At 36.9% G+C, this 26,797-nt stretch carries 26 protein-coding genes and 3 pseudogenes; 12 read left to right on the top strand and 17 right to left on the bottom strand.

The window, feature by feature from the left end:
- Positions 1 to 11: 11 nt before the first annotated feature.
- Entirely contained in the window at positions 12 to 1,898 is a 1,887-nt protein-coding gene (locus tag MKY80_RS10990; RefSeq protein WP_107922240.1) for an FAD-dependent oxidoreductase, read from the bottom strand.
- Between the two features lie 586 nt (positions 1,899 to 2,484).
- Here MKY80_RS10990 and MKY80_RS10985 point away from each other — a divergent pair.
- Positions 2,485 to 2,685 (top strand): hypothetical protein, encoded by a 201-nt coding sequence (locus MKY80_RS10985; RefSeq protein WP_008180036.1) that lies wholly within the window; start codon positions 2,485 to 2,487, stop codon positions 2,683 to 2,685.
- A 149-nt stretch (positions 2,686 to 2,834) separates the two neighbouring features.
- On the opposite strand, the gene MKY80_RS10980 is transcribed toward MKY80_RS10985, so the two are convergent.
- A complete protein-coding gene (locus tag MKY80_RS10980) occupies positions 2,835 to 3,983 on the bottom strand; it encodes a copper amine oxidase N-terminal domain-containing protein (RefSeq protein ID WP_239354549.1) in 1,149 nt (382 codons plus the stop codon).
- 174 nt (positions 3,984 to 4,157) lie between these two features.
- Between MKY80_RS10980 and MKY80_RS10975 the strand changes: the two genes are divergently transcribed.
- A complete protein-coding gene (locus MKY80_RS10975; RefSeq protein ID WP_342532928.1) occupies positions 4,158 to 4,622 on the top strand; it encodes a DUF2691 family protein in 465 nt (154 codons plus the stop codon).
- A 67-nt stretch (positions 4,623 to 4,689) separates the two neighbouring features.
- Positions 4,690 to 5,073: a helix-turn-helix domain-containing protein gene (locus MKY80_RS10970; RefSeq protein WP_107922238.1), complete on the top strand. Its 384-nt coding sequence runs from the start codon at positions 4,690 to 4,692 to the stop codon at positions 5,071 to 5,073.
- Here the strand turns inward: MKY80_RS10970 and MKY80_RS10965 are convergent.
- Both MKY80_RS10965 and MKY80_RS10960 read right to left on the bottom strand, forming a co-directional pair.
- Positions 5,028 to 5,448: pseudogene (locus MKY80_RS10965) on the bottom strand (MFS transporter); the annotation flags it as partial. The gene MKY80_RS10970 and the pseudogene MKY80_RS10965 sit on opposite strands and share 46 nt — an antisense overlap.
- A gap of 275 nt (positions 5,449 to 5,723) precedes the next feature.
- The gene (locus tag MKY80_RS10960; protein WP_089984344.1) at positions 5,724 to 7,223 is read right to left on the bottom strand and encodes a PAS domain-containing protein; all 1,500 of its coding nucleotides are present in this window, start codon (positions 7,221 to 7,223) and stop codon (positions 5,724 to 5,726) included.
- A 667-nt stretch (positions 7,224 to 7,890) separates the two neighbouring features.
- On the opposite strand from MKY80_RS10960, the pseudogene MKY80_RS10955 reads away from it, so the two are divergent.
- Positions 7,891 to 8,764, top strand: a pseudogene (locus MKY80_RS10955) (GNAT family N-acetyltransferase).
- 677 nt (positions 8,765 to 9,441) lie between these two features.
- On the opposite strand, the gene MKY80_RS10950 reads toward MKY80_RS10955, so the two are convergent.
- Together MKY80_RS10950 and MKY80_RS10945 are read right to left on the bottom strand one after the other, a co-directional pair.
- The gene (locus MKY80_RS10950; RefSeq protein WP_239354546.1) at positions 9,442 to 10,623 is read right to left on the bottom strand and encodes a macrolide family glycosyltransferase; all 1,182 of its coding nucleotides are present in this window, start codon (positions 10,621 to 10,623) and stop codon (positions 9,442 to 9,444) included.
- Positions 10,620 to 11,057, bottom strand: coding sequence for a helix-turn-helix domain-containing protein (locus MKY80_RS10945; protein ID WP_342532927.1), 438 nt, complete (start codon positions 11,055 to 11,057; stop codon positions 10,620 to 10,622). Before MKY80_RS10945 ends, MKY80_RS10950 begins: the two co-directional genes overlap by 4 nt.
- Positions 11,058 to 11,515: 458 nt before the next feature.
- Here MKY80_RS10945 and MKY80_RS10940 point away from each other — a divergent pair, with 458 nt between their 5' ends.
- Positions 11,516 to 11,719: a DNA integration/recombination/inversion protein gene (locus tag MKY80_RS10940; RefSeq protein ID WP_342532926.1), complete on the top strand. Its 204-nt coding sequence runs from the start codon at positions 11,516 to 11,518 to the stop codon at positions 11,717 to 11,719.
- Positions 11,720 to 11,815: 96 nt separating this feature from the next.
- On the top strand, positions 11,816 to 13,420 hold the full coding sequence (locus MKY80_RS10935) for an ATP-binding cassette domain-containing protein (protein ID WP_008180083.1): 1,605 nt from the start codon (positions 11,816 to 11,818) through the stop codon (positions 13,418 to 13,420).
- Between the two features lie 49 nt (positions 13,421 to 13,469).
- Here the strand turns inward: MKY80_RS10935 and MKY80_RS10930 are convergent.
- From MKY80_RS10930 to MKY80_RS10915, 4 genes and pseudogenes are all read right to left on the bottom strand, one after another.
- Positions 13,470 to 14,212: pseudogene (locus MKY80_RS10930) on the bottom strand (amidohydrolase family protein).
- Between the two features lie 162 nt (positions 14,213 to 14,374).
- Positions 14,375 to 15,610 carry a beta-ketoacyl-ACP synthase II gene (fabF, locus tag MKY80_RS10925; RefSeq protein ID WP_089984358.1) on the bottom strand — a complete coding sequence of 412 codons (1,236 nt, stop codon included), beginning with the start codon at positions 15,608 to 15,610 and terminating at the stop codon, positions 14,375 to 14,377.
- Between the two features lie 20 nt (positions 15,611 to 15,630).
- A complete protein-coding gene (locus MKY80_RS10920) occupies positions 15,631 to 16,188 on the bottom strand; it encodes a TetR/AcrR family transcriptional regulator (RefSeq protein WP_089984362.1) in 558 nt (185 codons plus the stop codon).
- 79 nt (positions 16,189 to 16,267) lie between these two features.
- Entirely contained in the window at positions 16,268 to 16,738 is a 471-nt protein-coding gene (locus MKY80_RS10915) for a DinB family protein (protein ID WP_342532924.1), read from the bottom strand.
- A 169-nt stretch (positions 16,739 to 16,907) separates the two neighbouring features.
- Here MKY80_RS10915 and MKY80_RS10910 point away from each other — a divergent pair, with 169 nt between their 5' ends.
- A complete protein-coding gene (locus MKY80_RS10910) occupies positions 16,908 to 17,516 on the top strand; it encodes a hypothetical protein (protein WP_342532923.1) in 609 nt (202 codons plus the stop codon).
- Positions 17,517 to 17,577: 61 nt separating this feature from the next.
- Positions 17,578 to 18,402, top strand: coding sequence for a serine protease (locus MKY80_RS10905; RefSeq protein WP_342532922.1), 825 nt, complete (start codon positions 17,578 to 17,580; stop codon positions 18,400 to 18,402).
- A 62-nt stretch (positions 18,403 to 18,464) separates the two neighbouring features.
- Here the strand turns inward: MKY80_RS10905 and MKY80_RS10900 are convergent, their stop codons facing one another.
- The 4 genes from MKY80_RS10900 to MKY80_RS10885 form a co-directional block, all read right to left on the bottom strand.
- A complete protein-coding gene (locus tag MKY80_RS10900; protein ID WP_089984371.1) occupies positions 18,465 to 18,950 on the bottom strand; it encodes a DUF1232 domain-containing protein in 486 nt (161 codons plus the stop codon).
- Between the two features lie 134 nt (positions 18,951 to 19,084).
- A complete protein-coding gene (locus MKY80_RS10895) occupies positions 19,085 to 19,219 on the bottom strand; it encodes a hypothetical protein (RefSeq protein WP_008182006.1) in 135 nt (44 codons plus the stop codon).
- Positions 19,220 to 19,532: 313 nt separating this feature from the next.
- Positions 19,533 to 19,733: a cold-shock protein gene (locus MKY80_RS10890; protein WP_004230088.1), complete on the bottom strand. Its 201-nt coding sequence runs from the start codon at positions 19,731 to 19,733 to the stop codon at positions 19,533 to 19,535.
- 222 nt (positions 19,734 to 19,955) lie between these two features.
- Positions 19,956 to 20,276, bottom strand: coding sequence for a DUF1033 family protein (locus MKY80_RS10885; RefSeq protein WP_237068825.1), 321 nt, complete (start codon positions 20,274 to 20,276; stop codon positions 19,956 to 19,958).
- Positions 20,277 to 20,363: 87 nt separating this feature from the next.
- Here MKY80_RS10885 and MKY80_RS10880 point away from each other — a divergent pair, with 87 nt between their 5' ends.
- From MKY80_RS10880 to MKY80_RS10865, 4 genes are all read left to right on the top strand, one after another.
- Positions 20,364 to 22,091, top strand: a complete 1,728-nt coding sequence (locus MKY80_RS10880) for a methyl-accepting chemotaxis protein (RefSeq protein WP_008181211.1) — start codon at positions 20,364 to 20,366, stop codon at positions 22,089 to 22,091.
- Positions 22,092 to 22,135: 44 nt separating this feature from the next.
- Positions 22,136 to 22,417: an acylphosphatase gene (locus MKY80_RS10875; RefSeq protein WP_025115385.1), complete on the top strand. Its 282-nt coding sequence runs from the start codon at positions 22,136 to 22,138 to the stop codon at positions 22,415 to 22,417.
- Between the two features lie 673 nt (positions 22,418 to 23,090).
- Entirely contained in the window at positions 23,091 to 23,741 is a 651-nt protein-coding gene (locus MKY80_RS10870; protein ID WP_036220465.1) for a 5-bromo-4-chloroindolyl phosphate hydrolysis family protein, read from the top strand.
- A complete protein-coding gene (locus MKY80_RS10865; RefSeq protein ID WP_008181219.1) occupies positions 23,738 to 24,808 on the top strand; it encodes a toxic anion resistance protein in 1,071 nt (356 codons plus the stop codon). The genes MKY80_RS10870 and MKY80_RS10865 overlap by 4 nt, the downstream gene beginning before the upstream one ends.
- A 48-nt stretch (positions 24,809 to 24,856) precedes the next feature.
- On the opposite strand, the gene MKY80_RS10860 is transcribed toward MKY80_RS10865, so the two are convergent.
- From MKY80_RS10860 to MKY80_RS10850, 3 genes are all read right to left on the bottom strand, one after another.
- Entirely contained in the window at positions 24,857 to 25,054 is a 198-nt protein-coding gene (locus tag MKY80_RS10860; RefSeq protein ID WP_012294410.1) for a DUF6501 family protein, read from the bottom strand.
- Between the two features lie 271 nt (positions 25,055 to 25,325).
- Positions 25,326 to 26,057 carry an amino acid ABC transporter ATP-binding protein gene (locus MKY80_RS10855; RefSeq protein WP_008181223.1) on the bottom strand — a complete coding sequence of 244 codons (732 nt, stop codon included), beginning with the start codon at positions 26,055 to 26,057 and terminating at the stop codon, positions 25,326 to 25,328.
- Between the two features lie 12 nt (positions 26,058 to 26,069).
- Positions 26,070 to 26,795 (bottom strand): amino acid ABC transporter permease, encoded by a 726-nt coding sequence (locus MKY80_RS10850; protein WP_008181226.1) that lies wholly within the window; start codon positions 26,793 to 26,795, stop codon positions 26,070 to 26,072.
- Positions 26,796 to 26,797: the final 2 nt, after the last annotated feature.

The following is a 26,797-nucleotide window of genomic DNA, read 5'->3' as shown; positions in this document are numbered from 1 at the left end:
AAAAACGCTCCTCATTTAGAGGAACGTTCTTTTTCTATATAATGAATGACATCTGCCATGATGGCATACATCTCTTTTAACTTCAGTTGCTTATTGTCTTTCACTTTTTTAGCTACTTTTTCAGTAACAATTTCTTGATCAATTAAGCTTTCCCAGCTTGTTCCAGTCGATTCATCGATAAGCACATCTGCCAAATATTGCGCCAGCTCATCTCGCGTAATAGCTTCATCACCCGTGCTATATACCTTATTTATGACAATCTCCAGCTTATCTTTCTTATCGGCTGTACTCTCTCCGCCGGCACGAATCATACTTTCTTTAAACATTTTAGCAAACTTAATTTTCGTTGCTTTACTGTCGACCTTTAAATCATTATCATAACCGCCCACTACAAGTCCATAGTTAATTAACGATTGAATGGCTTCATCATACCATTCGCCCTGATAAGGATAGTCCACAGAAAATGAATCGATATAGGCACCTTGTTTATCCAACTGCTCTCTTAACGTAGCAATTAATTTTTTATCCTTGCTCATTTCTCTAAAAGTAACATCTTGTTGAAGAGCCAGTGCTGCCGCTGTCCCTGCCGCTTCCCCAGTCACCATACCGGTTGGAACAATACGGGCACTTCCCGCTGCTAAAGATGAATAACCTGCAGATCGTCCTACAACAAGTAAACCATCGATATCCTTTGGTACTAGAGATCGGAAAGGAATCGCATATTGCTTTGGTGCAGAAATAACATAGCCATAATCATGGGGTGTTTGAGCCTGCACATCTACAGGATAAGAAGCAATCCCAATGCTATCCCAATGATCTCGGTTTTGCCAAATATCGGACATTGGTAATTGATATTCCGCCCAGATATGTCTTGTTTCTCGTACATAAAGCTCTTCTGGGAAGCTGACAATTTCTGCTTTTTCAAATCCAGGGAAGTTTTCCTGTAAATATTTAAGTACATGCAATGTTTCTTTTTTACCAGCAGCAATGGCCGCCTGCTTCGAATGATCATTTAAGCCATCAATACCAAAAATTTGTAAGGCATTAATAAAATATTCATCATCCACTCGCGCTAAATTTAACCCTCTTAATCTTGTACCTTCTTGTAAAGGTGTATATTCATCATGAAGCTTGGTAAAGCCCCACATAACGGTATGATTCAAGTTAGCCCCGCCAAATACATCTGACTTCGCCGCTTTTTTTACTTGATCCCAATCAACATTTTTCAAGTGAAGCATTAATGTTACAGCCATGCGTTTATCCTTTATCCCTATATCTTCACCACCAACGAAGAAAGGAACTTTAGACATCGTAGCAAAATCCGCATCCTGTGTAGCATCTATGAATGATTTTCCTTTAACGACATATGTACCGTATTCATTTTTTAGCTCAACAGACGTTAGTTGCTGTTGTTGAAGATTCGCTTTGACAACTTCCGTTTGCACCGACAATGTTAAATTGGGTTCCTCATCAATCAGCTTTTTAAACGCTGCTTTAGCTCCGACGATACCAAAAGCATCATTGCCTCTCACTAGCTCATGCCATTCTTTAAAAATACCTTCACTGATGGAGTTATTATGACCATCACGTGGAATATCTAGAAAATTCAACATCCCATATGTAAATAATCCACCCAATTCTTCACGTTTTTCTACCAATAATGTTTTAGCCCCATTACGTGCTGAAGCAACCGCAGCAGCGACACCCTCAGGCTCACCACCAATGACAATTACATCATATTCAGACTCTATATTGTTAATTGGTACTGGCTTTTTATACTCATCCACTAATTTATTGTATGCCATAGAGTTTGTTATTTCTTTGATAAAATAGTAGCTTCCAAACCCAAGTAAAACTACTAAGATAGCAGTGGCTGTCCACAATAAGCCTTTACCCATAATATACCTCCGATAGTTAATATTTCCAATAACATGTTTATTTTATCATCATTTCTGCCACTTGAAAGAGCTGAATGTCCTATTGATTTTTTGCCTACGACCATAAGGCATATCATTTTCTACAGTATTTTTCTATGAAATTATCGTGTATTCCATCACATAAAGAATCGGGATATTTTTCCTATTTGCAGACAAGGTTTGTTTCATCACTTATAGTAAGCAGTCAAAACGGGGATGTGCTTGCGGGCACAAGTAGATAATCAGGATACATTGTTCCTGATAAAAAAACAGTCAGAATCATTTTAATCTATATTTTTGTCGACAAGCAACTAAAAACCCTTTGGTAAATGATGTGAATTTACTATTCTTTTTCAAAAATAGTTAAATACACTACTAAGTAGACGCATCAACTTCAAATAAAGTTACAGGAGAAAAGATATTTATCGATAACCTTAATGAGCTAGTTTTATCCGTCACCCTACCATTTTACTTCTATTTTTTATTTTACTATGGTATATTTTCTATTAGGAAATCATTTCCAACTATCCAAACAATGGTCTTTAGGATCAATAAATGAGGTGCTTGTATGGATCGATTTGAAGTTTCTTTTAAAAATAAAGCAGTGCGAATCTGGTTTTACACGGTATTCCCCGCCTTTATATTAGCTATTATTTCTATTATTATTTTGCCCAATGAGCAAAATAAATATGTTTCATTAGGTTTGTCACTAGTTGTAATCATATATTATATTTGGTTTATTTTTTATATTAAAAAGCAACGCAAATAATAGAACATGTAAGTGCCGGAAAGTAAAATCAAACAAATGGCCATGCCCCCATTCCAATCATAACAAACCTAGTAAGCAAAAATTGACTAGCTCAGGATCCGTACACTACAGAACCTAAACCAGCCAACTGTATCATGAATACGCAAACTTTAAGGGTGTAATACCTCATGATTATGCCCCTTTACGTCTACCCTGTAATTTCCAAAAGTTTTTTTTCTATCATCTGAGCTTAAATTCCCAAATCTATTATAACCAAAAATATAGATGCCGTTATCATTTATTTTCCAGTTATATGAATTGCCTATCGTATCAAAACCATAATAAAACCCTGGCTTGCCTAAATAATCAGTAACCCATTGGCCATTTGTTCGTGTTGCAGATTTTAAATTACTCGTTTCATGAGCATTTACAATACCACGCTCATATCTCGTTAGATAATAGACATTATTCTCATAAGGTTTTACAGCTTTAATCGGTGCTTTTTCTACGGCTACTCTTGAAATGGATTGTCCATCCACATAATATAAAATAAATTCTCTTGTAGTGTTATAGGCGTAGTCCATATAAAAATTGCCCATATCTGTTTTAATCCAAATATCCCCTAATTTGATGATATTTTTATCCTCAACAAATTCCTTATAAACAAATGGTTCAAAATCAGAAAAATAATTGCTATAGAATAATTGACCCTTCTCTTGGATCACTGCCATAAAACGATCGCTATAGACAATTGATTTCCCCTGAAATAGCCATTCACAAATGCGGACAAGTTTAAGATTTTCAAGCTCCGCTGCCTTTACATCCCTAATCATAATCAAACTATAAGGTTGTAGGTTTTCATTTTTTAAATAAACTACTTTCTTATCAAAAGCCTCCCCTATATATCTTAAAGGAATATAGGTAGAATTATGATGAAGGTTAGCCGCAACGTCCATTTGAATCGAGTGGCCATTCACATCAATAGCCTTGTTTCCGATTTTCAAGGTTATGATTTTATCAGAATTTTTAATAGTTATAGTATTGTTTTTAGCATTGAAATCGACTTTTGCGCCAAACCCTTCAGAAATAAAGCGAAGTGGCACTAAGGTTCTTCCATCTTTGATAAGTGGCTGTACTGCAGAAACCATATTACCATTGACAAATGCCTTTGAGCTTTCAGGCGACATAATGATACTGTTATGAAGATCATTGTCTGTAATATCATGATAATGTTCACTAAGATTTGCTGCCTGCGCTGTTTGACTAAATGGCAACATCCATAAACAAATGACTACTGTTATGATAATTTTTATCCTCATTTTATACTCCCCTACATGATTTGCTTATTTTAGGTATGCATAGACGTCTGCATTTTCCAATATAAGCTAAATTATACACTTTTCTATTGAGAGTTGCCCAGTGAATTACATTTTGTAATTGATAGATTTTTTTGTTTTATAATAAAATTAGTAGTTTGAAGAAAGGATGTTAAAATGCGAGGTATTTCTTTCGAGATTAATAATGAGTATGGCAAGTTTTTATCTGATATTTTTTCAAATATCATTGATCCTTCTTGGTATTGGTCAATAGGTCCTGGAGAGTCTTACAAAATAGAAAAAGGAACACTTGGTTCAGATTTATTCCCCCACAGTGTTAGTTTAAATGGTCCATCATTCTTAGAATATATTTCAACTAAAGAATATTATTTAATATTTACGGATCTAAAGGCTTTTCCTAATATGGAAGAGGTAGTAGAAATTAAAAGTTATGACGATTTTTTAAAGAGCACTTGTGAACTTGCACTTTTAATTATAGATTCATGCTATGTCTCAATTTTTTCAAAAGATGAGTCAATTACTCATAAACTTTTCGAACGTGCAAAAAGTTTTCATTACACTAATATTAACTATATCACTATCGAAAATGATACACGTACCAGTTTGACAGTATGGGGATAACTAATTGATTACTAAAAAAACTATGTTGCCAAAAATCACAACTGATATTATCCCCTTTAGGTAGACAATGTTAAAAAAACTACAGTACGCTGTAGATAACATTATACTTAAAGGGGATTTTTCGATGTCGAGAAAGAATAATACGTATCCAACTGAGTTGAAATTAGAAGTAGTACAGGCTTATTTGGCGGGAGAAGAAAGTATGCAAAAGATTGCGGAAAAATACGAGATTCGTAATGTTTCACAAGTGAAGGTATGGGTGAGAGAGTTTAAAGAAGTAGAGTCGATTGACGCGTTTAACCGTCTTCCATCTGCTGGATCGGGGGCGAAAGGCATAAAAAATCCGTTAAAAGGCAAACGGATTCACTTCAAAGATATGGAAGAAGAACGTGACTACTACAAGGCAAGAATCACTGTTACGATCGACGGAAGATACATAACATCTACATGAAATCCTATAACAATTCCAACCTCCGATAAACCATGACCATGAGGTTTCATATGTACTGGTGTCATCCTCATTATAGCAACCATTACAATCTGAGTAAGAACCATAACCGTTGCACCGACTGTAAGACCTCTTTTATTTAGAGCATTTTTATTTAAGGATTCTGTCTTATTTCCAAGCTCATTTTCTTGTCTGTTTGCTTCTATCATTGTTGCAATTTTTAATGGATCAGGACGTAACAAAATAAAAGCACTAACCCTGCCAAAAAGCGATAGACGATAATATAAACGGTCCCGCAAGGGGAGGAATCCCAATTAACAGTGCAAATCTACCCATATTTTCTACTAAATTCGGACCTAATACAGCGTCAAGTGTTGTTGTTTAGTAATCTTTTTATAAATAGAAATAAGATATGTTACTGTGGGACTTTTAAGTAGTCTCTTAGCTGTTGATCTAAGTATATCTCTGCTAGCACTCGGTGTACTGAACGCCAAAAAGGGCATTTTTTAAAACTCATAAATAAAACCAGATACTCATAAAAAATTTTATGAGCCCCTGGTTATTTTAATGAGAATTCCCCTATTTGCTTTATATAAAAGCTTTTTTAATGTCACTTGACGTTAAATAATCAACTAGCGAAATACTCTTTAATTTTATTGTTGCTTTGAAAATTCCACCAAATCCTGTGACATTGTACCAATTTCATCTGCCGAGGCATTCAATTGTTCTGTAAGAGCCGCCTGCATTTGCGCAAGCTCACTAATTTTATCCATATAGTCAATAATTGTATCAATAGAGACCTTTATTTGCATTAAACTTGATTCAATATTACCTGTTGCCTTAGCCGAATTAACTGCTAATTTTCTTACCTCTTCAGCTACTACACCAAAACCTTTTCCTTGTTCTCCTGCACGTGCCGCTTCTATTGCAGCATTTAACCCTAGTAAATTTGTCTGATCTGCTATCTCTCGAATAAAATGTGATATAATCTGTGTTTCATCTGCTACCCCTTTCGCATCATTGGCAGCTTCTGTTGTTTTTTCCTGTGTGTTCGCCAGTTCCTGTGCCTGCATAGTAATAGAATTAATGCCATCAACCATTTGATTAATAGAAGCTGATAATTCCTCCATACGTGTCATAGTTTCTTGCACATTTTGCTCTTTCATTTTTTCATGTGTAATATCTCGAATAGTTCCTGCCACTCGCAAAGGAGCTCCCTCACTATTACGAAGCGTTGTACCATTTGCATGAAACCAGCGATATTCACCTGATTTTAATTGAAGGCGATAATCTACTTGAAATGGCGTACGCCCAGAAAAATCTAATAAATGTGCACTAAACGCATCTAATGCAAGCTGCTTGTCCTCTGGATGCAAGCGATCACTCCAAGAGCTCATAATATTTGGAAAATCGTGTTCATCCTTGAAGCCTAATGTTCTTCGAAATTGTTCACTCCACCAAAAGGAATTTTGTGGATTTAATGGATCACCTTGATCTACAATCATATCCCATGGCGCTTCTACTAGAGCTTTATTGATTAAATCATAACGTGTTACATATCCCTGTAATTTTTCCAAGTTTATTTTTTTATCATGAATATTCATCATCAAACCAATTATTTGATACTGATCATTTTCAAGATGAGAAGCAATTCCTGTAGTCTGTATCCAGCGCTCTTGACCGTCACGGCAGCATATCAAATGCTCCATATTAAAACGAGTTTGTGTTTCTAAACTCTCCTCTAGCATCTCTTTAAAATCAGAACGATGCGCCACTGTAATTACCTTCAAAAAATCTTGAAAACTGTCTTTAATAGCATAACTATTGAATCCTAAGAGCTCTTTTAATTCTGTCGAAGCTGTAAAAACATTGTTTGGATCATCCAAGCGTCCGTTCAATACTTGTAATTCCCAAAGACCAATTTCATTACTTTCCAATACATTACCCAATTTTTTCTGCAATTGATCTTCAGATTCTTTCCGAAGCCTATTTACTTGATTTAAATTATGTACTAACTGTTTTAATTCCTCATCATTTGTTGAAGCTAAAGTATACTCATAATCATATTGACCCTGTTTAGCCATTTGCAATTGAGCCTCACTCAACTTAATAAGATCGCCAATTGTTATGTTCCGTTCTTTTTTTAAAAACATGCTTAGTTCCCCTTCGATATTGTATAGATTACATGACTAATTCAAGAATCATTAGTTATAAAACTAGAATCATATTTCGTGTTTTTCTCATTATAACCGAAAAAATAGTTAAAAAGCACTCGAAAAATAATATATTATTTAGATGCACTATATACCTTATAACGGCTACCTCATTTACTTTAAGAACTATATATTTTTTTAAATCTGTATCCAAATACTCAAATCACTAGTGAATCCCCAGGAATTATATGATAAAAAGAGATTCTTTGATTACTCATATCGGGCTATCCAACGCGAAACAAAGGAATCTTTTTAAATACATAATAAATCAATGCTATATTCATAAATTTTAATTGAATTTGTCATTGAAGGTTTATTAAAAGAATAGAATTAGGGTGTTCTCGAAATTCGATTATATACTTGTTGAAAAAAATTAATATAGAGATAAAAATCTGTAGATACAAGTATTAAAGTGCGTTATTTTAATGGTAATAATAGTAAATTAAGCATTTTACTGTTAGCGAACAAATGTTAGCAAAGGGCAAATTTTTCAAGGGAAAACGAATAGCTAGCCCTCTAAACTGCGGAACCCCCTACTATTGAGAGGGGTATTATTTTGAGCCAATCACCAACAGAATTTTTCATTCGTAACTTCGAACATGGAGATATGCCTTTACTTGGTGAGTTGTACCAATCAGTAACAGCAAAAGACAACGCGATGTTTTGGTGGGTCGGGGACGAAGATAATTGGAGTAACGTTTATTGCGCATTTGAAGATGGGAAAATGGTCGCTAAGGGGCAAGTTAGCATCATTAACGTTGTTCCTCCTGGTCGTTCAAAAGAGAACAATCACTCTATATATATTAATCTGAAAACCATTTATGAAAGAGAACAGGACACTACTCTGCTTGACAAAGTCTATCAATATCTTTTAACAAGAGCAAAGCAATTAAAGGTAACTTTACCTCAAGAATATGGAACAATACTTTGTGTTGGTAACGATTCGAAAGAAACAGCAAACAATCAGTTTTTTTATCCAAAAAGGATATCTCCCTCTGAATAGTTTGTATAGCATGAATCGAGATTTGACTGAACCGGTTCTTGTGTTAAAACTTCAGGAGGAGTTTCAATTCTCACACTGGAGCATGGAGACATCTAGCGAGGAAAGAGATTACCTTGATATTGAAGCTGAAATTTGGCCAGATGCTCCACTTGGTCTTAATAGGTTGTCTGAATACAAAAATAACAAGCTATGGACATCCATGGTCATACGTCAAATAGACACTATTATTGGCGGACTAACGACATGGTAGGAAGAAGACTACGGTGTAATTGAGGACGTTTTTGTCCGTGAACCATGGAGAAAGCGTGGAATTGCAAAGTTTACGCTTGCACAGGCTTTGAAATATCTTAAGTCTCATAAGCTACAATAAGCTACTCTCATGGTACTAACGACAAATAAATCAGCTTTATCTCTATACGAATCGGTTGGCTTTTATACGGATAAAGAAGAGATAAGATACTTCACAAAACTCAATTAGGTAACAAAAAGAGGGGTGGGCTGCCCCTTGAACTGACCTCTTCGGGTTAGACAAAACAAAAAAGCATCTTCAATTGAATTTAGGGTAATGTATCCTAATATCAATTGGAGGTGCTTATTTTTATGGGAACGAGAGTGAGTTATCCGCAAGAAGTAAAATTAAAAGCAGTTGAAATGAAGTTACAAGGTATTCCTACAAAGATGATATTAATGCGATGTGATGTTTTTTAGCTCACTAGTAACGGACAGAAGCCAATTCATTAAACCAAACCTGATGTGCGTATTGAGCTATTTCCTACTATGCTTCTTTACGAAGGCAAGCGTTTTCTCAGGTGTTTGTTCAGCGTGTGTTCAATGCGGTGCTTACCTACAGACTGAAAACTCGCACCATCATATTGAGTAAATTGATGGTCTGTTTCACCGTTGATTTAGCGAGTCTTTTACTTCTATGATATTATCTCGAATATCATTGGTTAGCCCAGTTACTTTGTCATCCAATTTTTGTTTGGAGATTACAGAATAGTAAATTCCCACAGCATCGTTTTGGAACCTTTCGTTAAAGTACGTTATTCTATAATCTGGTCCTTTAGATGAAGAAAGACGCATTCATTAATAAAGAAATGCGCCTGCTTCTTGAAGTTTTGTTCACCATATAAACTTTTGCAGAATACAAAGCCGTTAGGATTTCTCTCCAATTTTACGCAGGATCACATTAGCTGCTTCTACTGCACCACCAGCTTTCCTAAAGCTTTCTGACAGTTTCTGCGCTTCTTCCTGGTATACTCGATTTGTAAGCACTTCAGCTACCGCTGTTGCTAAATACTTTGGAGTTTTTCTATTAAGTTTTAATCCTGCACCGAGCTGGGCAACTCGGTCAGCTACCATTCTTTGTTCGCTATGTTGCGGAAATAAAACCATTGGAACTCCAAAATATAGGCTTTCATTCGTACTATTCATCCCGCAGTGGGTAATAAATACATCTGCTTTCTGTAATACCGAGATCTGATCCACAGCGTTTTTCACTATGAAATTTTCTGGTACGCTATCAAGAGACGAAATCTCAGTTTTTTCTCCGACTGACATCACAACATCATAGTCTGTCTTCCCAAATGCTTTGAGACAGTTTTGGTAAAAATCCTGATTCTGATTTAGTATAGTCCCAAGAGAGATGTAGATTACTTTTCTAACCCTTTTATCATTCTGTATCGGTATAGACTGCTTTATGGATGGTCCAACAAAGGCATAGCGCTCAGAAAAGGTATCCGCCATTGGCTGAAATTCTTTCGAAGTGTAAACAATGGTGTCCGTTTCATTATCATTTTGAACTAACGATACAAAATTCTCTACTTGATAACCATGATCATTTAATAGTTTGATTTTTCTGTTAATCCTTCGCATGCCTAGAATCATTCTCCAGACTTCCATGAAACTCCGCTTCATTAGTTTTGCTGTATACTGATTAAAGGCAAACGAAGTAGTCGAACAAATATATGGAATTCCTAGTTTCTCAGCAAATAATTTTCCCCAAATACATAAAGAGTCAGATACAATGCAGTCTGGCTGAATATCCCTTAATTCTTTACACACCTTTTTATCCAAAGCAATCGTTATATCCGCTGCCATTTCAATTAATGCTGCAAAATCTTTGCCAACCTTACGGTCCAATTCTATATGTGTAACTTTAGGTAAGAATTCATCACAAGCCATAAAAAAAGCACCCGTGTCTTCTATTTTGTCCTGAAATTCTAAAAAGGAATAATACCAAACTTGATGACCTTTCTTTATTAATTCGGTTACTACCGGAATAGTGGGGTTGGTGTGACCATGTGCGGGTAACGAAAAAAAGATGATTTTACTCATTCAATCTCATCCTTCGATTCCGCATTTCGAATCATCTCTGCAAATTCTAGGAATCCGTCACTTTTTAAGACAGCGATTCCTTTTGTCGCATCCTCTCCCAAAACAACCAGTTTATCACCTGCATGAATCTGATACATTTCACGTGCATGTTTTGGAATTACAATCTGTCCGCGTTCTCCTACCTTCACAACACCAAAGAACTGCTTCCCTTTAGGACTGATCCGGTTTGCTTCTTCTTCATTCATATTTCGGGATAATTGATCTATGGTTACTTGAAAAATATCACCGAGCATTTTGAATTTGTGAATATCTGGTATAGCCTCCCCGTTTTCCCACTTCGCTATGGTCTGCCGTGATACGTTTACCTTTTCAGCCAATTGTTCTTGACTTAGTTTATGCCTTTTACGCAAAACACGAATATTCATACCAATCATGTTTTTCATCTCCTTTTATTTTTATAATATAGAGGATTTAAGGATATATCTATCAACAGTTCTTAACATTTCTTGTTAAATATTGTGGCAAATATCCATACGCAATAGAAAGATATCAAATCCATATTTGATGCTTATTCCATGACCTGACCCGTTTGTGGTACAAAAAAATCCTGCTTATCAACACAGAATTTTTACTTATTATTAACGTCGTGACTTTATTTCGAATCTACATCTAATTGCCTTTTAATTGAGTAAACAGTGTTCCTAGAAAGACCTGTTTCTTGGTGAATATTCATTACTACACATTTCGTGTTAATAAATGTTTCCCTGTGGCAAAAATTATCTGAAAGTTCATTTATCTTTCTATCCGCTAACTCGTTTGATCCGTTATCTGCTGAACGAACAAAAAAATGGTTGATATAATCACAAAAAGAACTCTTATTCCAAAAATTACTTTGCATGCATTACGTCACACACATTGCACCATCTTATTAAATCAAGGAATGAGTGTAAAAGTAATTTCTGAAAGACTGTGGAATACACCTGATATGATTTATAAAGTATACGGACATGTTTTAAAAGAAATGGAAACGGAATCCTTAGCTTTATTCAGTAACAGCTTACAGGTAGCTGGGGCAAGAACTGGGGCTATTCAATAAAACAATTGCCAATAAACCTTGCTGTCATAATGTTTATAGACTATGGAACATATTTCATGATATACTAGTGCCATTGTGAAAAAAGGAGGAACTTGCATGATTCAAGTTAGTAATGTAGGTCTTCGCTATGGCGATCGTAAACTATTTGAAGACGTAAATATAAAATTCACACCAGGTAACTGCTATGGTTTAATTGGCGCAAACGGTGCTGGTAAATCAACATTCTTAAAAATTCTTTCTGGTGAAATTGAAGCACAAGAAGGTAACGTATCAATGGGCAAGGACGAACGTTTATCCGTCCTTAAACAAAATCATTTTGAATACGATGATTATACAGTGCTTGACACTGTAATTATGGGGAATAAACGCCTCTATGACGTAAAAACAGAAAAAGATGCTATCTATGCAAAGGAAGATTTCTCAGATGAGGATGGTATGCGTGCCGCTGAGCTAGAAGGTGAATTTGCAGAGCTAAACGGTTGGGAAGCTGAGTCAGAAGCAGCGACATTATTAAACGGTTTAGGTATCTCAGATGACCTTCACTACATGCTAATGGGTGATCTTGAAGGTTCAGATAAAGTAAAAGTATTACTTTCGCAGGCCCTATTTGGTCAGCCTGATGTACTGTTACTCGATGAGCCTACCAACCACCTTGACTTAAAAGCTATCCAATGGTTAGAAGAGTTCTTAATTAACTTTGAAAACACAGTCATTGTTGTATCCCATGACCGTCACTTCTTAAACAAAGTATGTACACATATTGCTGATTTGGACTTCTCTAAAATCCAATTATATGTGGGTAACTATGATTTCTGGTATGAATCTTCTCAACTAGCTCAAAAAATGGCTCAAGACCAAAATTCTAAAAAAGAAGAAAAAATCAAAGAATTACAAGCGTTTATCGCACGATTCTCTGCGAATGCTTCTAAATCGAAGCAAGCGACATCTCGTAAAAAAATGCTGGATAAAATCGAGTTAGATGACATTAAACCATCAAGCCGTAAATATCCATTCATCAACTTCCAAATTGGTCGTGATATCGGGAATGATGTATTAACAGTTGAAGGTCTAACTGCAAATCATGAAGGCGAATCACTATTCAAAGATATTCGTTTCTCGATGAACAAAGATGATAAAATCGTTTTACTTGGTAGCCCACTTGCTAAAACGGCGCTTCTTGATATCTTAATGGAAGATAAAGAAGCAGATGCTGGTACATTTAAATGGGGTGTAACTACTTCTCAAAGCTACTTCGAAAACGATCATGACAAGTACTTCGAAGGCACAGAAAAATCATTAGTAGAATGGTTACGTCAATATTCTCCTGATGATGAAACAGAAAGCTTCCTACGTGGTTTCCTAGGACGCATGCTGTTCTCAGGTGAAGAAGTGAAAAAATCACCTTCTGTTTTATCAGGAGGCGAAAAAGTTCGTTGTATGTTATCAAAAATGATGCTTGCAACAGCGAACGTAATTTTACTAGATGAACCAACAAACCACCTTGACCTTGAATCTATTCAAGCATTGAACGAAGGCTTAATTCGTTTCAAAGGGGCTATGATTTTCACATCTCATGACCATCAGTTCATTCAAACAATTGCTAACCGTGTGATTGAAATCCGTGAAGACGGTTCAATTTTAGATAAGCAATTAACATATGATGAATTCTTAGAGTGGAAAGATCGCGAAGGTTTAAACTAATTTCAATAAAAATCCTCTACCGAATGTTTGCGTAGAGGATTTTTTGCATTTACTTGTCATACCATTTCCTAGCATTTTGATAGAGAATTTTATCCGCAGCCTGTTCATCAAAAAGCTCTTGAATCAATTCAACATCCTCAAATTCAAAAGGTCGATTTGCTCGTGTCGATGGCAAATCTGTTCCAAACATTAATGCATCTGGATGAATGCTATAGATGGTTTGCAAAGCATTTTTCACATTCAATTCTACCCGACCAAAACCAGTCGCTTTCACACGTACACCCTTTTCTACAAGCTTTAGCAAATGTGGTAATCCTTCCTCCGATAAGCCTAGATGGTCAATTGAAATGGCTGGTAATGCTTCCATCGTGGAAACAACCTCAGGTAAATATTTGGCATCTAAATAAAGTTCACTATGCCACCCCGCCAGCTCATACACTCTTCTTGCAAAGTATCGAGTTTAGACAAATCCTCTGAACCACCTCGTTGAATATTGAAGCGCAAGGCCCTTACTCCATTTTTATGTAAATGAAGGATTTCATCATCTGTCACTGTATACGGTAATTGCGTCACCCCACAAAAAGAGGGACCTAGTTGTTTCAAAGCCTTCAGTAAATAATTTTGATCAAATCCTTGAAAGGAACCGGAAACAATGGCGCCCCCCTCTATATTGAAAAGAGCTGTTTCCTTTTGATAGTCCTCTACTATATAGCTCGGTGGTGTGTATCCTTGATTTTCTATAACCGGAAAATCAAAATCAATAATATGAAAATGTGCATCAAAAATCCTCATTATCCATCCTCCCTTCTTTTTAACATATCATAGAAAGTACATAAGCGAAAATATTGATTATCAGCGTAATCTCATAAGTAGAACTTATCATAGATGTATAGGTCATTTAATAAAGACAATAAAAAATGGTATGAAACATTCATTTCATACCATTGTGTACTATTATTCCTCAAACTTTTTAAAAGCCAACACAGCATTATGACCGCCAAAGCCAAAACCGTTAGACAAAGCAATGTTGACGGTTTGATGAAGCGCCTCGTTTGGAACATAATTCAAATCACACTCTGGATCTGGCGTTTCGTAATTGATCGTTGGTGGAATGATACCTTCCATAATACTTTTTAAAGTAATGATGGCCTCGATTCCGCCAGCTGCACCAAAAAGATGGCCTGTCATCGACTTCGTGGAGCTCACTTTTAATTGATAGGCATGCTCACCAAATACACTTTTAATAGCCTTTGTTTCGGATTTGTCTCCCTCTGGTGTACTAGTACCATGCGCATTGATATAATCGACAGCCGTCACATCAATGTCCCCCATGTTTAAGGCTAGTTTCATCGCATTAGCTGCCCCAGTAAAATCAGGCGCTGTAATATGGAAAGCATCAGTCGTCACCCCATAGCCTACGATTTCTCCAAGAATCGTAGCGCCCCTTTGCTTAGCATGTTCATATTCCTCTAGGAACACAACCCCTGCTCCCTCTGACATGACGAAGCCGTCACGATGGCTATCGAATGGTCGGCTAGCTTGTTCTGGCACATCGTTCCTAGTAGACATCGCCTTCATACGGGAAAATCCAGCAAAGCTCAGCGGATTTATCGGTGCCTCAGCCCCACCAGCTAAAATTCCATCTGCATAGCCATGGCGTATATTTAAAAACGCTTCACCAATTGCTTGGTTACCCGTTGCACAAGCGGAAACTGGTGAGAAGCTTGGCCCTTTAAAGCCTGTTTTAATCGCGATAATCCCTGCGGCCATATTGCTAATCATCATCGGCACCATAAACGGTGACACCTTCCTTGGTCCATTATCGAGCATGGCTTGATGATTCGCTAAAATCGTCTCAATTCCCCCAATACCTGAGCCAATATAAACACCTAGTCGTTCCTTATCAACTTGCTCCATATTTATGTTTGCTTGCTCCAAAGCCTGCTGAGATGCAGCCAGTGCATATTGAACAAAAAGATCATATTTACTTAATTCCTTTTTATCCATATATTGAGTAGCATCAAAGTCAGCAATAGAACCAGCAATTTGTGTATGAATGCCGCTGAATTCCTCCGCTTCTAACTTTGTAATACCTGATTTACCTTCTTTAATGTTCTCCCACAAGGCTGATACTGTTTGACCTAGTGGTGAGATAACACCATATCCTGTGACAACTACTCTACGTACCATATATTCCTCTCCTTTTTCGTTTACTTTAACAGTTTCTTTAATTGCTCCAGCATTTTGTGAAAGAAATCTTCCCCTAAAACCCGTTTGTATTGCAAAGCACCCTTCGTACTCGAAATAAGAAGGATGGCTAATGCCTCTAAATCCATTGTCGACTGAAGTGATCCATGGTTCTTAGCATCTTGTAGTAATTCCACCAAGACATCTACCTCCATTTGGCTAAGCTGTTGAACTTTTTCTTGCATCGAAGGTGACAATTCTTGATAATCCGCCTGTAACGCAGTGATCGGGCAAACACCATTTTGTTCTAGAAATTTAATCCGTCGCAAAATAAAGGCGAAAGGTTTTTCCTCAGCTGCTACTGTAGATTCCTTAATTACTGTATAAGCCTCCCCTAATCCTTTTTGAATTCTTTCGCAAACTGCGACCCCTAAGTCTTCCTTCTTTTCAAAATGATAATGAATGCTCGCTTTTGTTACACCAAGCTCTTTCGCTAAATGGTCATAACTAAATGATGTGAAACCTTTTTCTTGAATATTCTTCAATGTTAATTCAATGATTTGTGATTTTCTATTTGTCATGGCTATATACTAACTTACTAGTAGGTAAGTGTCAAATAAAAATACAGCAGATAGATTATTTATCTGCTGAAATTATAGTCTATTTCATTTCTTGTGTTGGTCCCATAACACCCGGTACTGATAAACCAGCTTGACGAAGTAGAACTGTCATTTGACCGCGATGATGCGTTTGATGATCAATTAATGCACGTAATAAAGCGCCCTTTGGTATTGGCCCTGTAAAGCCATTTACCACTTCTAGTAAATCTTCATTTGAAAGCTTTGCTGCTTCCTCTTTTATACCATTTACAACTTTCTCATATGCTTGTACAATTTCTACAGCTGTCGTTGGTACAGGGTCTTCTTGACGAATCATCGGAACCTTTAAGCCTGCTAAATAACTAAAATATCCAGCCGCTCCAACTAAATGCCAACCAAGCCAGCCAAGTGTACTATGTCCCTCTACGATACTTTGATCCAACTTATCGTCAGTTACTGCCTGTAATACTTTCAGTGTTCCCTCTGCAGCCATCGTCCATTCCTGTAAAAAATCATCCGCTTGTCTATACATAACCATGCCCCCCATTTTTTAACTACAATTCTATCTTAGTTAATTTTTTTCATAGTTACAAGTTTCTAGCTTTTAGTTTACATAATATTATTACTGGTATACTAGCTATGATTCGTATAATGCGCTACATTCACGTATAATTAATATAAAGTAGCGAAGGAGTGTGCCAATGAAACATTCTATTTTCGTACTTGCTCTTGCATTGTTATTGGCAGGGTGCCATGAAGAAATGAAAAAAGAACCTGTGCACCCAGCTGTTCAAGATCAAGTGTCACTACTCACCTATTTCCCACCTGATGGCTCTGTCGCATATTTTCAAGGAGAGGGGAATGAATTTGCCAGCTTTACTCTACAAACTACCTATATCGATACGCAACATATTGCTCAAGTGGAAGATAATGGTGGTGTGACTCTATTAAAAATTTATCGCATGACAGATTCAAAGATTGAGCTAGTCTATCGTGAACCTGTAGACAGTAACCCAAGATTGCCTAGTACAACTGAGGTTGCAGCTTACCCTGTGCTAGAAACGATACTACAGCAACCGATACAAGTAGGAACAAGCTTTCAAGGCTGGACCATTCAATCAACAACTGCTCAAGTCGATACAGGAACAAAAGTCTATACAAATGTCATCCAACTTACACGCACTGAAGATCAATTCATAACGACCAAGTATTTTGCACAAGGGGTTGGCCTCATCAAAATCGAAGATACGATGGAGTCTGATCAAGAGCAGCCATTTGTCGTGACTTCCACCTTACAAAAAATAGAATAGTATGATGATGATAGGCGTCCTGCTTGGGCGCCTATTATGTAGCAAAAGGAGGCATCATCCTATGAGTGACCTACATAAGTCTGCTAACGAGCAGGAAGAATTAACAGAAGAAGAATTTATCGAGCTTGTGTTAACAGAGCAACAAAAAGCATTAGCTCAAGAGCAAGAAGAACGTCTTTATGGCAATAAAACAAAAAAGCCCAAGCCATTCGTACGCTGGATTGTATGGAGTATGGCATTCGTACTGTTTTTCAATACATTCGCGCTTATTTTTCAAATTTATTCTATTCCGGCTATCGAATTTATCAAAGTATCAACCAAGCTATCAGCACAAGAGGATATACAAACTTATAAAAAAGCTATCGTGGAAATTTCGACAGGTTCCAGCAAAGGCACGGGTTTCGCCATCTCACCAGACGGTCTCATTGTCACCAATGCCCATGTAGTAGAGCAAGCACCGACATTATCCGTTGTATTTCCTGATGAGGGAGTAATGGAAGCAACACTAATTGAGAGCTATCCGGATATTGATTTAGCCTTATTGCAAGTTCAAGCAGATCAGCTTCCCTATCTTCCACTAGCAGCTGATCCAACCTTCCCTGAAAATGAGCATATCTATTTTATCGGTAACCCCCTTTCCTTTACTGGAATAGCTAATGAGGGAACTTTGCTGGAATCCATTCAATTAGACGATTGGCAAGTACCAGTAATAATGCTGAAAGCCCCGGTTTACCGTGGCAATAGTGGCAGTCCCGTCATTGATCAACAGGGTGAAGTCATCGGGATTATCTTTGCCACGATGAAATATGAACCTATAGGACGAGTTGGCCTATTTGTCCCAGTCCAACAACTCCACCATATTTTAGAACAATCCAACAAAAAATGAACCTGTAAAGTGCAGGTTCATTTTTGTTGGTGTTGAAGTTATTCTGGGTTTACATAATAATATTATTTATCTTTACTTTCCTGTTTCACAAACTGAGCAATGGCCGATTTCACAGGTATTTTACTAACGACCTCATCACTAACCTCAGCAACTTTTTGGAGAGCATGCAAAAGATTATCATCCCCTGTCCAATGCTTTTCCAATACTTCCGGCCCTAATTTATTAATAATCGTATTCACCACAAACGTCGCCAACACGATATCATCCAAATAACCCCCAAACCCTAATATTCCCTCAGGCATCAGATCCAACGGAAACACAAAATACGCAATCGACGCACCGATCAACGCCCGACTTTTCTTATCCACCCCTGCATCTGTTAAGGTTTTAACCAATAGATGAAATAAATCAGGCACAAACATTAAATACGGTGTAAATTTACTATTCTTGCCCTTCTTCGACCCAAGAAAACCAACTAATTTTGTACGTAACTTCTGATAAAAATCCTGCTGTTCCTGATCATTCGGTAATTTCATTAAATCTTCCATCAATAAATCAACCTCCAATAGTAAGTACCTTTGTGTGCTATTTTGTGGCGCTAATTAGTTACCTTTTGAGGTGCTTTTTAGCACATTTTGCGGTCTATTCGCCACTCTTCAAATCCTATACGAATCTTAGTGCGCTATTCAGCACTTTGCGGGCTATCCGGCTCTTTTTCGGGTCTATCCGTCTCTTTGCTGGTTCTATCCGTCTCTCTCGCCGCGCTATCCATCACTTTGCTAGTTCTATCCGTTTCTTTCACCGCGCTATACGCCACTTTGCTCGATATCCGTCACTCTTGCGCTTCTATCCGTCTCTTTCACTGCGCTATCCGTCTCTTTGCTCGATATCTACCACTTTTGCGAGCTATCCGTCACTCTCGCCGCACTATCTGTCTCTTTGCTAGTTATCCATCGCTCTTGCGCTTCTATCCAGCACTTCCACCGCGCTATTAACTTTGCCAACAGCACTACTTTATATTTATCCAATTTTAAGATTTATAATCATTGAACATTGCGATGATATAAAAAAAGACATCCTATTTGCATAGGATGCCTGGGTTTAACGAAAGTAATTTTAATTTCTGAGAATTAAAGTTTAGTTACGTTAGCAGCTTGTGGTCCGCGGTTGCCATCTACAACTTCGAATTCCACTTTTTGACCTTCGTCAAGTGTTTTGAAACCTTCGCCTTGGATAGCTGAGAAGTGTACGAATACGTCGTTTTCACCTTCAACTTCGATGAATCCAAAACCTTTTTCTGAGTTAAACCATTTTACTGTACCTTGTTTCATTTAAGAAAACCTCCAAAAAATAAAAGTGAACAATATGTAATTTCTTCAGCGATTGAAAAAAATTCACATATTACAAAGAGTACCGTACTAACGCGATCACTTTTTGTAATATGTGAATTCATGTTTCCGGTGAAGCAATTAAATTGTTAACCTAAGTATAACCAGCATTCATAATTTTGTCAAATAAAGAAAATTGTTTTTTTACTTTATTTCAAAAATATTTTACTTTTCTTCCATTTTACATGCAATAATTCCATGATATACTTGTGCGTCATCATCACATGCCTCACAGAAGAAACTTTCATCCTCTGACCAAAAGGCCCAATATTGCCCTTCTTTTACTGCTTCATTATCATATGTTGAGCGAAAGAGTGCTAGTTTATGCTGTAAAGCCAGCTCAAACTGCTCCTTTGCTTCAAATGTATCGTGTGTTTGAATAAAAGCTTCCCAGCCCTCAAATTTCCACCAAGGCTCATAGTCCGCTTTCATGTAAATAATTGTATACATATTTGCCCATTCCTTGCTGTCATAAGATATTTTCATTTTAGCAAACACACCTGAAATGTCTATTAAAACAACCTGAATTATGCTATTATTACCTTATTATACATAATTTTTGGAGGTTTTTATATGTTTTCAAGCATTCGACCTAAAGCTGAGCTAGAAGAACTACTAAAGCGTGGGACTGATTTACGTGCAACAGGCCGATTCCATCAAACATTGGCATTTAACCATTTCAATTCGCAAGATGAAGAGCATTTAAAGACGCTCTATGAAAAGCTAAAAGATATTACCCCTTCTATGAATGCCATTTTTCACCATTATTTAAGTGAGATATCCCCTACCTCTCAATTAACCATTAGTGAAGAAAATATTAATCAATATTTAACTCAATTTTTCCTAGCAACACGTGATGACGAGTATGTGGATGAAACCGTCAAATTTTTCAATTTATTTCGCAAGCATCAATATGAGCCTGGTAAATTAATTGTCGTTTTCAATCAATTTGCCTTCTATATTACTACTTATATTTTACATAACTTTGGGATGAAGCCTAATAAAGCCTTCCAATTTATGAAATCATTCCAATCTGCTGTCAATGTCGATCAGGAGCTATTGGTAGAAGTTTTGACGGAGCGCATCATTGAGAATGTTGTTGGTGAAGTATCATCCTTGATGGATGTCAATGCCAAAATCATGTATATGAAAGATTTAGTATTTAGTTTAGACAAGCAAAATGAGGAAATCCAGTCCTCTACAGCTGCGACTGAAGAAATAGCCGCTTCTATAAATGAAGTAGCCCGTATGTCCTCTCATATATCAGAAAAAACAACTGAATCTGTTGACCATGCGACACAGGGTAAAAATGCAATTGAGCATGCATTATCTGAAATTTTCAAAACGGAAGAAACGTTTACTTCGATTGTAGAATCTTTTACAGAACTGCAAAAACGGGTAAATGATATTGAACAAGTTGTGACATTGATCAACCAAATTGCGGACCAAACTAATTTACTAGCACTAAATGCCTCCATTGAAGCTGCACGCGCGGGTGAACATGGTAAAGGCTTTGCGGTCGTAGCACAGGAAGTACGAAAACTTGCGGAAAGCACGGTCTCAGCTTTAAGCGAAGTCTCTACAAATGTTCACCATTTAAAGAGCTATTCCAATGACGTTTCCGACTCGATAACAGAAACAACAGCCATCATAAAAGAAGCAACCGTTGAGGCGAAAGAATCGTTACCATTATTGAATGCTATTGTTCATGCGATTGAAGGTATTAACTTGGATGTGACCAATACGGCAGCGATTTCCCAGCAACAGGCAGCGGCTATCGATGAAGTCTCCTCTAGAATGATTGAAATTTCCAACTTGCAGGAAGATATTCGAGACTATAGTCATAATACATCAAGTGATATTCACCTTTTAGGGAAAGAAATCAATCGTTTCCGAAATGATATTATTGCCAATAATAATGTCCAGCTTTCATCCATTGCCCTATTACAGCTATCTAAAGCTGATCATATTTTATGGAAGTGGCGCATTTATAATATGTTCCTTGGCCTAGAACATGTTGAGCCAAACGATGTCTCTTCCCATAGAGAATGTCGACTTGGCAAATGGTACACAGCTTCTCGCACGGTGGAACGCTTCGGCCATTTACAGGATTATCATGATTTAGACAATTATCATTTACTTGTTCACGAATCCGCGAAGCGCGCGGCGGCTGCCTTTAAAGCTGGCAATATCGCACAAGCAGATAGCCATCTAAAAGAAGTAGATGAAGCGTCTACTCAAGTTCTTTATAATATTAATAACTTAATCGCCTATTTAGAAAAAGAAAGAGTTATGCAATAAAGAGAGCGGCTCGTCCCCTCTCTCTAATGGTAGGAGGTATTTCCTTGAACAAACGAGCAAGTATTAAATTTTTTGGTGACGTCTACGGGACAGGCTACCGATTCTTTATTAAACAAAAGGCCATTGAATTAGGGCTAAAAGGGTATTGCAGATTGAATGCTGCTGAGCAAATTGAGGTTGAAGTCGAAGGAGCTGAAAAAGCGCTGAATGAATTCCTTCTTTTTGTCCAAAAAGGTGTAAGTCCCCAAGCCGATTCCAACTCATTTTCTTTAGAGCTGTATGATGATTTAAAAGGATATGTACGAATGGAGTCAGACATTGTTTAGTCTGGCTCTTCTTTTTACAAAGTAGTAAGGCCATAGTAAGACACTACAAGATGCCTTACTGGTTAATGATTTATGTTCTGTTTAAGTAATTTATTATTGGCTATTGCGACTTCTATTAAACCAATCATACATGTTGCTAAAAATAATATAGACCAATTGATTTTTCCATATAATACACATGTATAGATAACGTCAAGCACACAGTATAAAAGTATGATGCTAGCAATAATTATTCCTTTATTATTCTTCATCATTCCACCACTTTCTTTTTTACAAGTTACTAATTTCTAATAAGCTGACTTTATTATACAGTAATTATCTTATTTTGTATTATTAAACATTTTTCCGCAATCAGCACAGAAAAAAAAATATCCGTACATCCGTACATAAAGTTTTTTCAAAAAACAAGCCATCCACGTTTATTTTCAAATCAAACAGCACATAAACCTAAGCATGAGTAATTTGAATCTATACGCTATAATGTTCACAAATCTCTTAAAAATAAGTGGACATAAATAATGAACGACTTATTGCTAGGTATTCTAGGTAATATCATTGAGAAAATTTGCGTTTCGCAGTAAAATTTATGTAAGGTTTCATTTTTCATTGAAACTTTATGTCGATTATTTCGTATAAGAAGATAGACATATTGAAATGCAAGGAGGAAGAAACAATGCTTAGTGTTGGACAGTTTTTTTCTAGACATACTGCTAGCTTCGTTATTTCGTTAACAACTGTTTCTATCGCAGCAATTGCAGCAAATCCTGGATTCTTCCTTGGTGGTTTACTGTTTGCTGGTTCATATGCGACGAGTACAGCGTTGCTGAAACATAGACAAAAAAAGAAAGTCATGCAAATAGCAGGTATCACAAAAGAAGAATTCAAACACATTGAAACACAATTATCAACCGCTAATAAGCAAATTCAAACATTAAGTCAAAACTATTTACGTGTACGTTCTGTATCGGCTTTTAAACAACTACTTGAGATGACGCGCATTTCAAAAAATATCGTCAAAGTTGTAAAGACGGATCCACGTAAGTTTTATAATGTTGAACCCTTTTTCTATGCGCATTTACCTTCAGCAGTGGAATTAACGGATAAGTATACAATGCTTTCTAGGCAGCCCGTGAAGGATAAAGAAATTCAATTGACGTTATCAAAAACGCGTGAAACACTTACCGATTTAAATGATACGATTCAAATTGATTTAAAGGATGCGCTAGCTAATGATATTGACCACCTACAAATGGAGATTGAATTCGCAAATCGTTCTAATCTTAGACGTAGAGAACAATTGGACTGGCGAGGCGATGATAAATGACGGCAAATGAACATGCTTTCCAATTAAATACCATTCCCGGTCTTTCTCCATTAGTACAATCTTATTTAGAAACAACTCCACAAACTGAGGCGATGGCGACGTACGAAACGCTATCGCCTCTTGCGCAAAGTCGAGCCTTACTATATGCTAGCCAACTTGATTTAACTGATTTTGAATCTTTGCTGTCCTTAGGGCAAGATTCACAGCGTTCCCTATCCCAGTTTGCAGATCGGATGTTAGCGCAGGTAAAGCAAAAAGACGTGACAAAAATCGGCCAAATGCTCGATTCCTTAATGCATACTTTAGATCGTGTAGACCCGACAGCTTTAGAGCCGAAAAAGCAAACCTTTTTCAATAAGATATTTGGTAGTAAAACAGAGCCTACTGTGAAACAAACGCTAACAGAATTTGAGCGTATTAGTATTCAGGTGGAACGTATTGGGGTCCAATTGGAACGTGCTCAGCTCCAACTAATTCGAGATGTAGAAAATTTAGAAGCGCTTTATACACATAATCGAGGATTTTTCGAGGAACTAGCTACTGCCATTGCAGCTGGTCAAATGAAAAAACAGCAAGCCATTGAAGTTGAGCTTCCTACAAAAATAACAAGTGTCCAAGCAAATAAACAGCCACTTGCTATACAACAGCTAAATGATTTCGCTGCGCAAATTGAGAGGTTGGATCAACGCATTTATGATTTACAGGTTTCTCAACAAGTAGCCCTTCAAACGGCACCACAAATTCGTATGATACAGCAAGCGAACCAAACATTAGCTGAAAAAATTGAATTTTCCATTGTCACACTAATTCCTTTATGGAAAAATCAATTGGCGATGATGCTTTCCATGCATATGGATCATCACTATGCACAGCTTGAGGAACGATTAACACAGACACAGGATCGTTTTGCAAGGCCATCATTTGAACAGCAAGTATCGAAATTCAAGGAAACACAGCATGAGCTACAAACAGCTATAAAAGATGTCTTCGCCCTACATACGGCGACTGAACAAGAAAAACAACAGTTGCAAGATGCGACAGATATAAGAGGCTATCAGAGAGACTAATGAAAAAAAGGGTGGCTCAGTAAATGATCTGAACCACCCTGTCTTTTTTTAGGCAAAATAATCTTTATAGTAGCCACCGACGTTGCCAGTGTTATCGATGATAAAAATGAACTCTTCTGTTTCATTTTTCACTTCATATTCTTTTCCAACTGTTAATACGTTTGATACTAAGTATTTTGATGCATTGGTATGTTTGCAAGTCACTGTTCGTAATGTTGGCGCATCTTTCCATTTTAAATGTAACATATTCTCTCTACCTCTCTTTACTAGCATAAAGCTAATGTCTAATGCTTATTTTATAATATTTTTAGGCTTTTGTGGAGAAAAAAGAAATACAATACCTAATCTATCCAAAATAATTTTACATTTGAGGTGTTATGATGAGCTTTGGCGGTGTACCGCAATGGTTTTTTATTATTGCAATAGCATTTGTAATCTGCTTTGTCCTTTATGCAGAGTGGAATTCTAGAAAGTAAGTGAGTCCCTCTATTAGGACTCACTTTTTCATTTGTTGCTACTACTTTAATGTTCGTTTTAAAAACTCTTTCGTTCGATCATGTTGAGGGTTTATTAATACTTGTGATGGTGGGCCCTCTTCGACAATAACACCTTTATCCATAAAGACTACGCGATCTGCTACCTCTTTGGCAAATTCCATCTCATGCGTCACAATAAGCATCGTATTGCCTGCATCCGCCAATTGTCGCATGACTTTGAGTACCTCCCCTACCATCTCAGGGTCTAGTGCTGATGTAGGTTCATCAAAAAGCATCACTTCTGGATTCATGGATAATGCTCGGGCAATGGCTACGCGTTGTTTTTGCCCTCCTGAAAGCTGTCGAGGCTTTGCGTTCACATATTGATCCATCCCGACGATTTTTAAATATTTAAGCGCTGTTTCCTCCGCTTCCTTTTTCGAACGTTTTAAAACTTTTATTTGACCCACTGTACAATTATTTAAAACATTGTGGTTGTTAAATAAATTGAATTGCTGGAATACCATGCCTAGATGTGTTCGATATTCTTGGATATTGTGTTTTTCGTCTAGGATGTCCTCCCCTTGATAAATAATTTGCCCACCACTTGGTGTTTCTAATAAATTAATACAACGAAGTAAAGTGGATTTACCAGAACCAGAGGAACCAATTAAACAAACGACTTCCCCTTTTTCCACTTGAAAATTAACATCCTTTAACACTTGGTTACGTCCAAATGATTTACTTAAATGCTCAATTTTAATGACTGCCATTTGTGCGTCCCCCTAAATTGCTTCTTTTTGTTCTTTTTGATAAGCATCTGGTCCATCTAATCGTTTTTCAACATATAGCAGAATACGTGATGCAGTAAATGTCATGATGAAGTAAAGAATACAAGCTACAAAGAATGATTCAAAATAACGGAAGTTGTTACCAGAGATTGATTTTGTTTGGAAGAATAATTCTGTTACTCCAATAACGTTTAATACGGCTGTATCTTTAATATTCATAATTAATTGGTTGCCTGTCGCAGGTAGTACGTTACGCGCTACTTGTGGTAAAACTACGTGAAGCATGATCTGGAAGTGATTCATACCGATAGCCGATGCTGCCTCATATTGACCATTATCAATTGATACAATACCACCGCGAACAATTTCTGCCATATAGGCACCTGTATTAAGAGAAACGACTAAAATCCCTGCTGTAATAAAGTGCATGTCTATGCCAAATGCAATATCTAATCCATAGTAGACAACCATAGCCTGTACAATCATTGGTGTACCACGGAAAAATTCAACATAGCATGTGAGTATAAAATTAATAAGCTTTAAGCCATAAAATTTCACACCTTTTTTACGAACTGGAATCGTATGCATAATTCCGATGAAAAATCCGATAAATGCACCAATAATTGTACTTATAGTCGAAATTAGTAACGTATAATACGCACCTCGTAAAAACATTTGCCAGTTGTTTTCAATAATTGAAAGTATCCATTCAAGACTCATGA

Source organism: Lysinibacillus sp. FSL R5-0849 (assembly GCF_038595075.1).
Classification (GTDB): domain Bacteria; phylum Bacillota; class Bacilli; order Bacillales_A; family Planococcaceae; genus Lysinibacillus; species Lysinibacillus fusiformis.
The sequence above is the reverse complement of the archived record's forward strand: the minus strand, read 5'-3'. Positions and strand labels throughout refer to the sequence as shown.

Coding starts and splice junctions, on each gene's coding strand:
- MKY80_RS10855 (WP_008181223.1), bottom strand. CDS start 26,057: ATGGCAGTCATTAAAATTGAGCATTTAAGTAAATCATTTGGACGTAAC.
- MKY80_RS10850 (WP_008181226.1), bottom strand. CDS start 26,795: ATGAGTCTTGAATGGATACTTTCAATTATTGAAAACAACTGGCAAATG.
- fabF (WP_089984358.1), bottom strand. CDS start 15,610: ATGGTACGTAGAGTAGTTGTCACAGGATATGGTGTTATCTCACCACTA.
- MKY80_RS10935 (WP_008180083.1), top strand. CDS start 11,816: ATGATTCAAGTTAGTAATGTAGGTCTTCGCTATGGCGATCGTAAACTA.
- MKY80_RS10950 (WP_239354546.1), bottom strand. CDS start 10,623: ATGAGTAAAATCATCTTTTTTTCGTTACCCGCACATGGTCACACCAAC.
- MKY80_RS10920 (WP_089984362.1), bottom strand. CDS start 16,188: ATGACAAATAGAAAATCACAAATCATTGAATTAACATTGAAGAATATT.
- MKY80_RS10905 (WP_342532922.1), top strand. CDS start 17,578: ATGAGTGACCTACATAAGTCTGCTAACGAGCAGGAAGAATTAACAGAA.
- MKY80_RS10945 (WP_342532927.1), bottom strand. CDS start 11,057: ATGATTGGTATGAATATTCGTGTTTTGCGTAAAAGGCATAAACTAAGT.
- MKY80_RS10870 (WP_036220465.1), top strand. CDS start 23,091: ATGCTTAGTGTTGGACAGTTTTTTTCTAGACATACTGCTAGCTTCGTT.
- MKY80_RS10975 (WP_342532928.1), top strand. CDS start 4,158: ATGCGAGGTATTTCTTTCGAGATTAATAATGAGTATGGCAAGTTTTTA.
- MKY80_RS10970 (WP_107922238.1), top strand. CDS start 4,690: ATGTTAAAAAAACTACAGTACGCTGTAGATAACATTATACTTAAAGGG.
- MKY80_RS10980 (WP_239354549.1), bottom strand. CDS start 3,983: ATGAGGATAAAAATTATCATAACAGTAGTCATTTGTTTATGGATGTTG.
- MKY80_RS10860 (WP_012294410.1), bottom strand. CDS start 25,054: ATGTTACATTTAAAATGGAAAGATGCGCCAACATTACGAACAGTGACT.
- MKY80_RS10990 (WP_107922240.1), bottom strand. CDS start 1,898: ATGGGTAAAGGCTTATTGTGGACAGCCACTGCTATCTTAGTAGTTTTA.
- MKY80_RS10985 (WP_008180036.1), top strand. CDS start 2,485: ATGGATCGATTTGAAGTTTCTTTTAAAAATAAAGCAGTGCGAATCTGG.
- MKY80_RS10915 (WP_342532924.1), bottom strand. CDS start 16,738: ATGTATAGACAAGCGGATGATTTTTTACAGGAATGGACGATGGCTGCA.
- MKY80_RS10880 (WP_008181211.1), top strand. CDS start 20,364: ATGTTTTCAAGCATTCGACCTAAAGCTGAGCTAGAAGAACTACTAAAG.
- MKY80_RS10865 (WP_008181219.1), top strand. CDS start 23,738: ATGACGGCAAATGAACATGCTTTCCAATTAAATACCATTCCCGGTCTT.
- MKY80_RS10885 (WP_237068825.1), bottom strand. CDS start 20,276: ATGAAAATATCTTATGACAGCAAGGAATGGGCAAATATGTATACAATT.
- MKY80_RS10900 (WP_089984371.1), bottom strand. CDS start 18,950: ATGGAAGATTTAATGAAATTACCGAATGATCAGGAACAGCAGGATTTT.
- MKY80_RS10960 (WP_089984344.1), bottom strand. CDS start 7,223: ATGTTTTTAAAAAAAGAACGGAACATAACAATTGGCGATCTTATTAAG.
- MKY80_RS10910 (WP_342532923.1), top strand. CDS start 16,908: ATGAAACATTCTATTTTCGTACTTGCTCTTGCATTGTTATTGGCAGGG.
- MKY80_RS10890 (WP_004230088.1), bottom strand. CDS start 19,733: ATGAAACAAGGTACAGTAAAATGGTTTAACTCAGAAAAAGGTTTTGGA.